Origin of the sequence: Parabacteroides timonensis, from assembly GCF_900128505.1 — a bacterium.
GTDB lineage: Bacteria > Bacteroidota > Bacteroidia > Bacteroidales > Tannerellaceae > Parabacteroides > Parabacteroides timonensis.
In genome coordinates, this window is sequence record NZ_LT669941.1 from 3704728 (window position 1) to 3717236 (window position 12509).

The 12509-nt window shown below is 44.3% G+C and carries 12 protein-coding genes; 5 read left to right on the forward strand and 7 right to left on the reverse strand.

The window, feature by feature from the left end; all coding sequences use genetic code 11:
• Positions 1 to 134: 134 nt before the first annotated feature.
• Positions 135 to 620: a glucosaminidase domain-containing protein gene (locus tag BQ7394_RS22590; protein WP_075559454.1), complete on the reverse strand. Its 486-nt coding sequence runs from the start codon at positions 618 to 620 to the stop codon at positions 135 to 137.
• A 77-nt stretch (positions 621 to 697) separates the two neighbouring features.
• On the opposite strand from BQ7394_RS22590, the gene BQ7394_RS22595 reads away from it, so the two are divergent.
• Positions 698 to 922: a DUF4248 domain-containing protein gene (locus BQ7394_RS22595; protein WP_075560192.1), complete on the forward strand. Its 225-nt coding sequence runs from the start codon at positions 698 to 700 to the stop codon at positions 920 to 922.
• Positions 923 to 941: 19 nt separating this feature from the next.
• Here BQ7394_RS22595 and BQ7394_RS22600 read toward each other — a convergent pair whose 3' ends face one another.
• The 3 genes from BQ7394_RS22600 to BQ7394_RS25850 all read right to left on the reverse strand — a co-directional run bounded on the left by BQ7394_RS22600 (position 942) and on the right by BQ7394_RS25850 (position 4381).
• A complete protein-coding gene (locus BQ7394_RS22600) occupies positions 942 to 1397 on the reverse strand; it encodes an HU family DNA-binding protein (protein ID WP_075560193.1) in 456 nt (151 codons plus the stop codon).
• Positions 1398 to 1765: 368 nt separating this feature from the next.
• Positions 1766 to 3973, reverse strand: coding sequence for a DUF3987 domain-containing protein (locus BQ7394_RS26510; protein ID WP_075559455.1), 2208 nt, complete (start codon positions 3971 to 3973; stop codon positions 1766 to 1768).
• 231 nt (positions 3974 to 4204) lie between these two features.
• Positions 4205 to 4381, reverse strand: a complete 177-nt coding sequence (locus tag BQ7394_RS25850; protein ID WP_154674750.1) for a hypothetical protein — start codon at positions 4379 to 4381, stop codon at positions 4205 to 4207.
• Between the two features lie 215 nt (positions 4382 to 4596).
• Between BQ7394_RS25850 and BQ7394_RS22615 the strand changes: the two genes are divergently transcribed.
• A complete protein-coding gene (locus BQ7394_RS22615) occupies positions 4597 to 4875 on the forward strand; it encodes a hypothetical protein (RefSeq protein ID WP_075559457.1) in 279 nt (92 codons plus the stop codon).
• A gap of 139 nt (positions 4876 to 5014) precedes the next feature.
• Here BQ7394_RS22615 and BQ7394_RS22620 read toward each other — a convergent pair whose 3' ends face one another.
• On the reverse strand, positions 5015 to 9124 hold the full coding sequence (locus BQ7394_RS22620; protein ID WP_075559458.1) for a DUF6383 domain-containing protein: 4110 nt from the start codon (positions 9122 to 9124) through the stop codon (positions 5015 to 5017).
• Between the two features lie 647 nt (positions 9125 to 9771).
• Positions 9772 to 9984, reverse strand: a complete 213-nt coding sequence (locus BQ7394_RS22625) for a hypothetical protein (protein WP_075559459.1) — start codon at positions 9982 to 9984, stop codon at positions 9772 to 9774.
• 136 nt (positions 9985 to 10120) lie between these two features.
• Here BQ7394_RS22625 and BQ7394_RS22630 point away from each other — a divergent pair, with 136 nt between their 5' ends.
• Genes BQ7394_RS22630 through BQ7394_RS22640 form a run of 3 tightly spaced genes read left to right on the forward strand, consistent with a single transcriptional unit; the run spans position 10121 to position 11779 of the window.
• Positions 10121 to 10453 carry a hypothetical protein gene (locus BQ7394_RS22630; protein WP_075559460.1) on the forward strand — a complete coding sequence of 111 codons (333 nt, stop codon included), beginning with the start codon at positions 10121 to 10123 and terminating at the stop codon, positions 10451 to 10453.
• Complete coding sequence (locus BQ7394_RS22635) at positions 10450 to 11094, forward strand: nucleotidyl transferase AbiEii/AbiGii toxin family protein (protein WP_075559461.1); 645 nt, start codon at positions 10450 to 10452, stop codon at positions 11092 to 11094. Before BQ7394_RS22630 ends, BQ7394_RS22635 begins: the two co-directional genes overlap by 4 nt.
• A 19-nt stretch (positions 11095 to 11113) precedes the next feature.
• Positions 11114 to 11779, forward strand: coding sequence for a class I SAM-dependent DNA methyltransferase (locus BQ7394_RS22640; protein ID WP_075559462.1), 666 nt, complete (start codon positions 11114 to 11116; stop codon positions 11777 to 11779).
• On the opposite strand, the gene BQ7394_RS22645 is transcribed toward BQ7394_RS22640, so the two are convergent.
• The gene (locus BQ7394_RS22645; RefSeq protein WP_075559463.1) at positions 11757 to 12509 is read right to left on the reverse strand and encodes a LytR/AlgR family response regulator transcription factor; all 753 of its coding nucleotides are present in this window, start codon (positions 12507 to 12509) and stop codon (positions 11757 to 11759) included. The genes BQ7394_RS22640 and BQ7394_RS22645 overlap by 23 nt on opposite strands.

A 12509-nucleotide genomic window follows, 5' to 3' on the forward strand; every position in this document is an offset into this window, starting at 1 on the left:
GGAACAGGCAGGTTCGACCGTAGGGGCAGGTTCCAAACCTGCCCGTTGTGACAATGATTATATCCTGTTGATATTGGGCGGGTTTGGAACCCGCCCCTACGAGGTCGGTTATTTGGGTTCAATATTTTCTAACCTCACGCCACCTCCCTCTGTACCCAATCATACATATCTCTTAAGGAGGCTACCTTTTGGGTAATAGCCACCAGGTTACGGCGATACTGTTCACGGTTATCACCGTTCTGTTCGGAAATATAAGGGCTGTAAGCGATCTCTTTGGCATAAGCTTCAGGGCGCTGGCTGAAACTCCAGGCACGCGGATAGCCGGTAAAGATCAAGCGGGCAAAATCGAGGAAGGAAAGCTCCGGAGAAGCATAATGCCGGAAACGGAGTGTTCCGTGCGGGCCTTTTACATCCGTCACGGCTCCATACCAATAGTCATTTGCAACGCCGTAGCCCATGATCCCGAAATAGTTATGATGTTCCGTTGCCAGGGAGGAAGTACCCCACCCGCTTTCGAGTGCGCCCTGCGCCAGAATGACCTGCGGGTTCATGTGAAACACTTGGCCAGCCTTTTCGGCAGCCGGCAGACAACTCTGTAAATAATGTATCTGCTTATCCATAATTGATCGCTTTTTAGTTGTATATCAATATAATAATTCGTATATTTATTCTGCTCAAACCTTCAAATACAAACCGTATGGAAAATTCATTCAATCAGAACAGAGTATGGGGCTGGGGCGAGCTTGCCCTCCAATATTTTCCCAACATATCACAGAAAAGTGCAACAATGCAACTACTGAAATGGGTACGCGTAAGCGACAAGCTCGTCAGCCAGTTAGAATCGTCAGGATGGCATCCCCGTAAGAAATACCTTACGCCCAGGCAAAAAGACTATATCGTAGAACACCTGGGCGAACCCTAAGACCAGGGAGGAAAAATAACTATTCGATTACCGGACGGTCGTCTTCACCATCGCCTCCTCCGTCCTCTTCCTTCTTCTCAGACGGGTCGGGGATACGTTCGAATGCATAGTTATTCATCGCCTCCCTCAGCACCTTGCCGGGACGAAACACGATCCGCTTACTTTTGATCAGCGCCTGGTTGAACTCCTTTTTCGTCTGCGTTCCTGTGCTACCGAACTGCAACTGGAAACTGCCCAGTTCGCCCACCTGTACGATCTCCCCTTTCCCCAGGCTACGCTTCATCACATTGACCAGTTCGTCCAGAATCAACTTCACATCCCCTGAAGAGGCCGTCGAAGTCATCGAAATCAGGTCACACAGTTCATACACGTCGCATACACCCGCCGCCTTCGCATTGGCATAATACAACTGACTTCCTTCCACAGCATCCTTGCGCAAATCTTTACGCAACACCAATTTGTACTTTGCTGGCATAATCATTCAAATTTAAAGTTAAACATCCTGTTTATTAATCACATAACAAAGATACGACCGCCCCTTCCCGCCCGGCGGAAAGGGGCGGAAAGACAGCGAAGAAGTGGAAAGACAAGGAGAGATAAGGAATAAACGTATATAGGAAAGTGATCGGGAAAACACTCCCGGAATATAAAAATACCCTATAGGGTAACCCAAGCTACCCTATAAGGTATCAGACTTTTCCCTATACCCTGTTGCAAGCCTCCCTATATGGTAAAATACTGGACATCAGGAGATATGAAAAGTTTAGGACAGAAAAGGACAAAAAGGACACCGGCACAGTTTTCAAACAGACACCCGTTTTCAGGTGGCTCCGCAGCCGCCGTTCAGGCAGCGGGCGGAGTGTTCTTTCGGTAAACGCCGGGAGAGAGACGGGTGATATACTGCGGTTCGAGGCGGGAAAGATGGCGACGTACGGTACGGTCGTTTATCCGGGCGGCCTGGCTCAGGGTATAAAGTTCCGAGAGGGTGAACCGCTCGGGCAATTGTTCGAATATCTGCCGGAAATAATCGGGACAGGTAAGTTCGGGGATCTGAGAGGCTTCTTCCAACTGTGTCATCAACAGGCGGCTGTGTTCGAGGCAGACATCCACGATCGACAGGGCGGCATGGAAATGGGCGGCACTGCAATACCGCTCGTCTACCCCATAATCGAGCGAAGCCGCCTCGAGCGCCGTAAAGAGCATGCAGAGACGGTAGGCTATCAGTCCGTGACGTTTCACCACACTCAGGAAATGGTCGCTACCGAAAAGATCGGTTTCACGCAACAGGCGACTGAAATGTATATTCAGTTCCTGCCATTGCTGCGGGGTGAGCCGCACCTGCAGACGGCGTTTGCGCAACAACAAGGCCACATCCAGTACCCGTTCGGAAAGCGTACCCAGATAGAGCTCGAACTCCCGCGCATCGCCGGCCGACGAAACATCCTGCCACACAGCCTCGCTGCGGCAGGTGTACAATAACAAACGGCTCACCAGGCCATTTTCGACATCCGGCACCAGGCGGGAGAATTGCCCCGGCGTACCGGCCAGCAAGATAGCCAGGCGCGGATGTTCGATACGGATCATTTCGTTGTCGGTCTTACGCGAAGAGGCCACAGGTTCGTGATGAAAGGCCTTCCGCAACAGATCGTCGAACAGGCCGTAATCCTGCTTACCGGCGCTTATCAGGGTGTCGATCTCGCTGTCGGCCATCAGTCCACCCAGGTCGCCGTTTTCGGCCAAGTGAACCAACAGCTTCGCCTTGGTGATCTGGGTAGGTATAAAGAAATAGCAGGTAGATGCTTTCTGCGGGGCATCGGCCACCCGGACCGCCTTTTTCGTGCGGCGCGATTCTGCTTTCTTCAACTCCCACTCTTCGAGGGCCTGCAGGTAGTCTTGCTCCTTGCGCCCGGTTTCCGTCTCGATCAGTGAAGCATAACGGTCGGCCAGGCGGCGCATGTCGTTGATACACCCTTTGCCGTTGGCAGCAGGGGCAATCTCGACGGTATAGAGATGGGGATAGACGCGCTTACGGTTGTATACGCCCCACACGCCGGGCAGGCAGGCACTGAGCACGGTGCAGGCCGCCAACAGGGCCATGTCGCGCTCGCGAGGATCGGTGTAGAAACGGAGGGCGTCGCCCAACAGCGGGGGAAGCTGCGAGGTGATATTTTCAGGGAGAAAAGGGGTACGGCAGCGAAGCTCCTCACCTGAAATTGTGCCGGTGTCCTTTTTGTCCTTTTCTGTCCTAAACCCGGCAGGAGCCGCCGAGTGTTCGGGTTTATTTCCCTCATACGCAGAGGATAACGCACTTTTTATTTCTTCCTCCGAAAAGTCGGAGGCTTGCAACAGGGGGATGCAAAAAGCAGCCGTTTCATCCAGCGGGAAGCCCTTCCGGTTGGCTTCGCAGCCGAGGCGGTAGACCGTCTGGTTGCGGTTGCCTTCCGCCACCGGATGACGGGCCAGCCATTCCTCTACAAAGAGTTGCACAGGGGAAAGGGAGGCGACAGTGAAGACCTCCGCCTCCGGATTATACCAGGCCTCCGGATCGTCGCTCACATAGCAGCAACGGCAGATGTCTTTGCAGACACGGTCGCACGCCAGCCCCGACAGCCGTTCGTAATAGGTGGCCACAGCGGTAAAGGCATTGATATGCATTTCGCGGTCGGTATCCACCCGCACGAACACTTTCAGTCCTTCGCCACCGGGGCTGACGAACAATCCAAGTGTGTACTTCTGCGCCCGAAAGAGGGCGGCCAACCCGGAAGGGTCGGCCACATGGTCGAAGTCGAGCCCGACAATATGGGTGTAAATCTCCAACTGGTCGGCCCGATGACCGCTACGAAACACTCCCGAAGGGGTGAAACCGGGCAGCTGTCCTTTCAGCTTACGGGCTTCTTCCTTACGTCCTTCAGCCAGGGCGACACGGTAGGCGGTTATCTCATGCATCCAACGGCGGGTGCGAATCAGGATAATGATCTCTTCCAATGAACGGGATTCTGATGCAGGTAAATACAATTTGTTGTAAAAGGAAACAGCGGGTGTTGTATTCATAATAATTTGTTTTATGGCAACTAGGCCGGTTTAGTTGTCTACAAGATACCCAATTCCATACTTACCGCAAAGCATACGAAAAGACCGCTTCCGGCACTCCCCAACGCAACGTAAAGGCTGTATAACAGGCCTTGCTGCAATGGCTGTCTGCCGAAAACGGTCGATCGGTATGCGGAAAGGGGAAAATTATTTCCCGAATCTTTCGGCATCTTCCGACATATAGTAATAACGCTACACGGTAGCGGCATCGACCTTAAAGTCGAAAATAGCATACATCAGGCGATAAAGGCGGCCATCAGGGTGTGTTCCGGCACTTTCCTTCAACATCCGGTCGATGTGTTTCATTCCGAAAGCAACCTGCCGATGTCGGCCGACGGGTACGGGCTGACGGTCTTCAGGATAAATCACTGCGGCCCCGAGGCGTTCGGCCAGGAGCTTCTTATAGCTTTTCAGCTTTCGTTCGTTACTACGCGACAGCTTGCCGCCATCTTCTTTCTCATGGCGCAACCGCTCGATCTCGCCATGCAGTGCATCCAGTGAAAGGGATGCAGGGGTTTGTTCTTTTTTTTCATTTGATGTTTATTAATAATAATGTACCAATACGGCAATAGGATAGTATACCCATGGAGATAGCAACAGGTTCAGTATTCGTCAGATATGAATGTAGCGTCGTTGGTAGGGGCGGTTCGCGAACCGCCCTTACAGGTGCCGTCATAATGGAACAGGCAAGTTCGACCGTAGGGGCAGGTTCCAAACCTGCCCGTTGTGACAATGATTACATCCTGTTGATATTGGGCGGGTTTGGAACCCACCCCTACGAGGTCGGTTATTTAGGTTCACCTTTTTCTAACAACGAAACCCCGGAAGACGAATCCTCCGGGGCTTGTTTTTGTCTGTTGTAGCTCTTCACAGAGATCGAACAGAAGAACTTTATTTCATTACTTTAGTATTAATACTGACCGCTTGTTCACCCATCGCGGGCTACTTAGTTCGATATCACCACGCAGTCAATTTAAATTTATTGATTATAAATAGTTTCTATTATTTTACGATTGCCTTTACAGCTGCTTCACCTTCTACGGCAACAACTACGATACCTGCAGGAGCAGAGATTGTTGCATTGTCGGAAGAAAGAACTGTGTTGGCAACTGTCTGGCCAAGAACGTTGCTGATAGTAACTTTCTTGCCTGCTGCACCGTTGATGATAACTTTGCCGGTAGTTGTTGTTACGCTGATAGAAGATGTTGTGATATCTTCGTTAGCAACAGGATTACCTTCGTAGTTTTCTTCGATACCGAATACGTCACCATTTTCGTAACCCTTTTCTACTACAACCGTACCGTTGATCCATTTCAGGTAACCTTCGTTAGAAACCAAGCTTGGAGTTTTATCATAAGCTGCTGCGAATTCTTCAGCTGTTTCATACTGATCTTCGTCACCCAAATATCCTTTAAACTGAGTCTGAATCTTGAACGTCTTAGCTGCGCTATCTACATAACGGAAAGCAAACTTAGCTACGTTGAATTCAGGATCAGCCATATCGATCTTAACGATTTCACCACCCTGACGAGTCAGATATAATGTATCGTTTGTATGGTAACCTTCTACGAATGACAGTTTAGCACGTTTTTCGCCGGCTTCATTGTCATTTGTATACCAGTTGTTATGGATATGGTTAACACCATAAACATTAGCTGTATCGATCAGGTTCACCAGGAAGCGACCATAAACTGTATCTACCTGATTAGAAACTTCAGGTTTGTGAGACGGATTGTTACATGAATTTACATGATAACCGAATGACGGATTAACAGCCAACAGATACTGGTAAGTTGTATTCAATACGCCATCAGCATCCCAACGGTTGATGTAAGCAGTATCAGCGAAGATAGCCGGATTTACATTAAACTGGTTCACATTATCAATGTTCAGGAAGCTCAATGTATCTTTAGCAACAATAGACTTAGCATCACGTTTTTCAAACATAACCTGTGAGTTGTTTTCGTCGCGGAACAATTTGATTGTATCGCCCCATGCCTGCGCAATCTTGTGATATTCTGATGCATCAGCAGCTTCTACAACCATTACAGAGTTGTTATCAGGAGCATAAGTCTGCATACGTTCCAAAGAACCGTTTTCAGCACTGTTTGCCAAGTACGCTTTGTTTGCAGTCAAAGCATCGTCTTCAATTTCAATAAAGTTATAACCGTTCGGTTTTACTTTCAGAGCGAAACGGGCTGCTTTAGTATAATTACCAACGCTGTTATCCTTGTTATCTCCATCGCAAGCATAGAAGTCGAGATTAGCCTTATCTTCCGGATTGAATGCTACGAATTCACGGTTAGCCACTTTCTGGAATGTATACGGAAGGATATACAAAGTATCTCTCTTAATCTTCTTAGCATCGCTTTCCCAACCATTCTTGTCGGCATTCAGAGTTGCATAAGCAGTGATGATCTTAACAGTATCCACTTCTGTATACTTATTGTCGTCGTCAGCTTTCAATGCAAAATGCAATTTCCATTTGTCGGCTTCTGCTTTATCAGCTACGGCACCGATCTGGTGGCTATTAGCATGATTTTCTACAAAGTAAGCATTGTGGTTACCACCGATTGCATGATACTGGCCTAAGTGGTAGTTGTTGCTTCTCAGTGTATTTTCAGTAGACTGCATATAGCCTTGGAAGTTATCTTTCTTAGCTGACTCTGTCAGATAGATAATATCGTTAGTGCTATTGCGTTCGCTACCTTTCAGGTTTGTTTCTGATGTAGAATATAACGATCCGTTATTATCATATGCATCCGGAGTGATATATACTTCAAACTTATCGTTATCACGTACACGCAACTGAACACCTGTAATCTTAACAGAAGGATTTTCACGGTTTGTCAATGTGAATGTATTTGTATTCAGATTAGCAGCTGTTACCATCCATTGTGCTTCAGGAGCAGATTCGGCTACTGTGCTAGATGCTACGTAGTCGGCTACGGAAGTAGGATCTGTCGTATCTTCTACCCAAGCGCCATTTCCACTATTTGCGTCTTTATCCCATGCATAAGCCTTACCGTCTTTGTCGTAAGTAACAGCCAGAATACCGTTCAACTTATATGCTTCGTTCTCAGCATTTGCATTCGCTTTAGAATCTGCATAAGTGATGTTCCACAATTTACCCAGCAAATCCTTAACCGGATAGATGTTGTTTGCACCCAGTTTGATATACGGCAATTTAGATGTGTCAGTTACCGGATTAACAGAAGTCAGATAGAATTTCTTGTTTACTTCCAGAACAGAAACTGTATAGTTACCTACCATCATCTTAGTAACAATGTCAGTAGAAGGAGTGCTCAGATCATAGAAGAAACGGAAATCATTCACATAATTCCGATCTGCTGCCAGATCTTTGTTGTATTCTTTCTCTGTTACCCATTCAAATACGCCCTTAGCATTATCACCATCGATAGCAGCTTTGTTCAATACTAACATCTTAGCATCTTTACCATCTTTGAAATCTTTGTTATTCCAAAGAACATAAGTATTGCTTCCGGCAGTTGTTTCTTTCTGATACATCTTGCCGCTGAAGATATCGATATTTTCCAGCTTGTCTTTGCTGTCTTTTTCGATTTCAACAGTCATTTCGAATCCCGGGTTCAGGATAGCATTCAGAGCTGAATTAGTGAAGTAGCCTAGAGGAGCTTCATAGAAACCGATAACGGCTTTCTGAGCATCCGCTTCAGCTGTACCATCTTCTTTAATGTTTCCTGAAGGATGAGACAACGTGAAACCGTTACCTTCATACTTCACAGCAGCAGTAAACTGTGCTCTGTTGTCGATGATCCATTGAATAGCCTTACCGCCTTTCTGACGCAAACTTGTGAACTGATAATAATAAACTGCTTTATTATCATTGGTTTCACTAACTTTCCACAAATAACCTTTGTAGTCATTATTAACGGCATCGAAAGTTTCAGTTGAAACATTTCCTTCAGCATCTGTATACAGATACTCCATATCTCCGCTAGCTTGTTTTACTCCAACAATAGCATAACCGGACGGAACACTTGTCAACAATTTCTGAGAAGAAGATTTCTGAGTTCCACCATAAACAACACCTCCTGAAGTACTTATTGTACCATCAATGTCAATAGATGTTTCAGAAACATACAGATTAGCAGTTGTTGTTACAGCACCGATAGTTACAGAACCATCACTTCCAAGTGTAACAGTCGGAGCATCGTTTACAGGGGCAGTCGTATAATCAACGCCATTTACTATAGCTTTTGAAAGAGAAGCAGGAGCAGGCGTAACCTTTGCAGCGCTTAAAGCAACCGTCTTTTTAGCACGTTCTGAAGCTACAGAAATCAATTTACCATTTTCTAATTTCCAGGAAGCAGCAGCAGACTGAGCAGCATTAGGTTCACCTTCAATAGCATCTTTACCTTCTGCAATTACATAGTTACCATTCTTATCCGTTACAACAGATAGATAAGTATCACCTACTTTAAAATAGAAAGGTGCAGGAATAGTCGTTTTGCCTTCTTCGATTGCCGTTACCTTACCATCATCTTCTGTAGTTACATCTGATAAACCAGGAAGTTCTGCAGGAGCTTCAGGTTCAACAACATCGTCTTTTTCCCACTGACCGAACTGGATAGCGTTAGTTAAATCTTCAGTAGTAGCTTCAATCAATGACAGGTCTTCCCATTTAAGTTCTTTACCACCATCTTCAGCAACAACCAACTCACCACTTACCAGTTTAAAAGCAGTTGCTGTTACGCCATCACCAGACTGATCAACAGCTGTAAGAGCACTCTCACCGGCTACAACGACATAAGTTACACCGTCAACGACTGTGCTCAATGTAAACTGACCTTCTTGAGCTTCAACTGCTGTTACAGTCCAGATACTCTTAGTTGCATCTTCGATAGCAGCAGCTTCAGACTTTTCCAAAGAATAGAAAGCAGGAGCATCTTCCGTAGCATTTGTCAATTCGCCAAGCACCAACGCAACAGCAGCTTCATTTAAAGCTGTACCAATAACATAAGACTGGCCTGCCGTAGGAGTCGATCCTGCAATCACCACCTTAGCATCCAGCGTCGTCCAAGCACCGGCTGCCAAGAGGACAGCCACTAACGTAGAAAACTTTTTGTTCATAAATCTTTAATTTAATATTAATAATAGTGTTTCTAAAAAGCCTTTTAACCTTAGATCGGAAATGTCTGTTTTAGCAAATGACTAGCTAAAACGTTCCTTTTTTCTAGTCATTTTTTAGGAGACCTTTTGCTTTCGTGTGGAAAAGAGGTAATTTCATACATATTTTGCTATCCAATTGATAAGAAAGCACATATATCAGATAAAATAATTTGGAAAAGAATTGCAGATTAAAAATTATGCTATACCTTTGTTGACTAGAAAAAAGGAACGTTTTCTCTAGTCATTCCGAATAATTCGTATTTCACTCTATTACTATATATTAGATACCATTTTATCACTTTTATTCCTATATAATAATGTACGAGCGTACATCTATAACTATCTCATTATCAATAGTCGCTTTTCCGGATTTTCAAAAGTAAATGTTAAAAGAGCTAATTTAGGCTGTTTTAGGGAAGGCAAACAGGGTATTTCCACCCACAAAAAAGGGCCATCGTTTGAAACGATAGCCCTAATACATTATTAATATAGATAACGATCTTACAGATTATTGATTTCTTCTTCGGAAAGCCTGGTAGTTTCTTGTGCCTTGAAAGGCATACGCTCCAGTTTGTCCATATTCATTAAGGTTACTTCCAGTTGATCAATCAATAAGTACGCATATGTTCATGCTTCCAGCCTTCTACGACCGTATTGTCGATCTGCCCACTATCCCATAACTTATCAATCTCTTTTTCTGCTTTTTGGGTAAAATAACTCGACAACATATCTTTTATTTCATTAAGTGTATCTTCACTCTCAACATATGCCATCAAATCCAATATTTGTAGCTGTGCAGCATTAAAAACAGTTCTTTCCATAATGCCTCCTTTTATTACTTATTACAAATATAACTATTTTTCCTATGAAAATGATGCAAGAAAGGAAAATAATGGTTAGCAGGTGGAAAGCTTCGAATAACTTATTATATTTGTAGCAAAGAAAGCTTTATGTAAGATGTCAGTTGATGCAATCAAACAAGAATTATTAGCGAAGTTAAAAGAGGAACACTGTTTCTGGTCGTTCAATGATAGTTCAATCAAAGAAATCCCTGATGATATTTTGATTGAAAAAGCATTGCTACATCTTGATCTGGCAGAAATCAATATGCTATTCCAAATATTCCCATTCAAAAAAATAAAACAAGTCTGGCTTGACTTCCTTGTACCTCAAGGAAAATATCTTTATACATTAAATCGTTTTTTAGCCTGGTATTATTTCAAAAGTAAACGCCCGGATGCCTATATTAAATCTATGGCTACTCGTCATCTTAACAAAATACTACAATGAAAGGGCTAGCATTACATACAGATAAGATATTCGAATCGGTTTCCAGGCTCGAATGTATAAAAGATTATATCCTTGTTGGAGGGACAGCACTTTCTTTACAAATAGGAACCCGACTGAGTGAAGATTTAGATTTTATGAGATGGAGAACTCATAAAGCAGAAAAGATGGAAGTCGAGTGGTTTAAAATAGAAAAAGAATTAAGCAGTTTAGGCAAAATAGAAAGCAGAAATATTCTGGATATAGACCACGTAGAATTCTTAGTTTCCGGAGTCAAATTCTCTTTTTATGCTTGTGACAAACATTCACCTGTTATTAAGCCGGTTAATTACCTTAACAACCTGAAATTAGCTGATGTAAAGTCGATTGGAGCAATGAAAATGGAGGTAATGTTAAGAAGAAGTAATTTCCGCGACTATTATGATATATATTCCATTCTAAAAAGTGGAACATCTATCGATGAGCTGGTCTCATCAGCACTAAGCTATTCCGGACACAAACTAAAATCGAAAAATCTACTGGCTATGCTTACTAATGGTAGTCGTTTTACAAGAGATATCCATTTTGAACAAATGCAACCTAAATATATTATTACTCCACAAGAAATAGAAGATTACATCAAAGCGTGTCTTTTAAAAAGCTAAAATACAAGAGTAAACGACAATGATTGAAGAGCGTACCCGGGAAACAATAGATACTTATAACAAAGCGGCAGAGAAGTATCAGGACAAATTTATGGAAATGGATTTGTATGACGATACTTTTAATCGTTTTTGTAGTCTGATAGAGAAACCGGAGGCCGATATTCTGGATATTGCGACAGGCCCCGGGAATGTGGCGAAATATCTTTGTTCCAAACACCCGGATTTTAAGGTGTTGGGAATAGATCTGTCTTCCAATATGATAGAGTTGGCCCGAAAGAATGTCCCGCAGGCTGAATTTGCAGTGATGGATTGCCGGAATATCAGTACGATCGGTCAGAAGTTTGACGCTGTGATATGTGCTTTCGGCCTACCTTATTTATCAAAGGAGGAAAGCAGGAAGCTGATATCGGATGCACACCTGCTTTTGAATCCCGGAGGTGTCTTGTACATAAGTACGATGGAAGGCGATTATACCAGGTCCGGTTTTGAAACAACCAGCTTTAGCGGACAAAACAGAGTCTTTATCTATTACCATCAGGAGAAATTCCTTACCGACTGTTTACGGAATGCCGGATTTGAAATCGCAGAATTACAACGTAAGGACTATCCCGAACCGGATGGAACATTCCTTACTGACATGATCTTTATTGCAAAACTTCCGGCTACCTGTCCATCCATTCCTTAAATTCTGCGACACGCTCACGGCTGACGAGTATCTCCTCCTTTTCTATCCGGTTGCTAAGTACGACCTTTAATCGGTTAGACGAATAAGCTACAATGTCCTGGATTGCATTGAAGTTTATGATGAAATTCCGGTTAACCCGGAAAAAGAGCACAGGATCTACCAGTTGTTCGATCTTATCGAGCGAATGGTCGATAGCATACTCTTTTCCGGTATCGGTCCGGATAAAGGTGTTCCTTTCCATAATAAAAAAGCAACTGACGGATGACGTTTGTACCGACCTGTAATGCTCGCCGACTTTGATCAGAAACCGTTCCTTTCTTTGGGGTTGCAGCTGGTTTATTATAGACTCGATCCTGGAATAATTTGCCTGCAACCGGTGAAAGGTGTTGAACTTCTCCAAGGCTGCTTTCAAAGCGTCCGGGGCTATCGGTTTCAGAAGATAATCGACACTGTTTACTTTAAACGCTTTCAAAGCATATTCATCGTAAGCCGTTGTAAAGATAACCGGAATTTGTATTTTACAGGTCTCGAAGATTTCGAAACTGATACCATCCTCCAACTGTATATCCATAAAAATAAGTTCGGGTGCCGGATTATCTGCCAACCAGTTGATGGCCTGCTCGATCGACCCGAGTAGGCCGATAACCTCTATTTGCCTATCCGCTTCTTCCAGTAAACGGATCAGTTTATGGGCCGCCGGACGTTCATCTTCTATGATCAGTACTTTCAT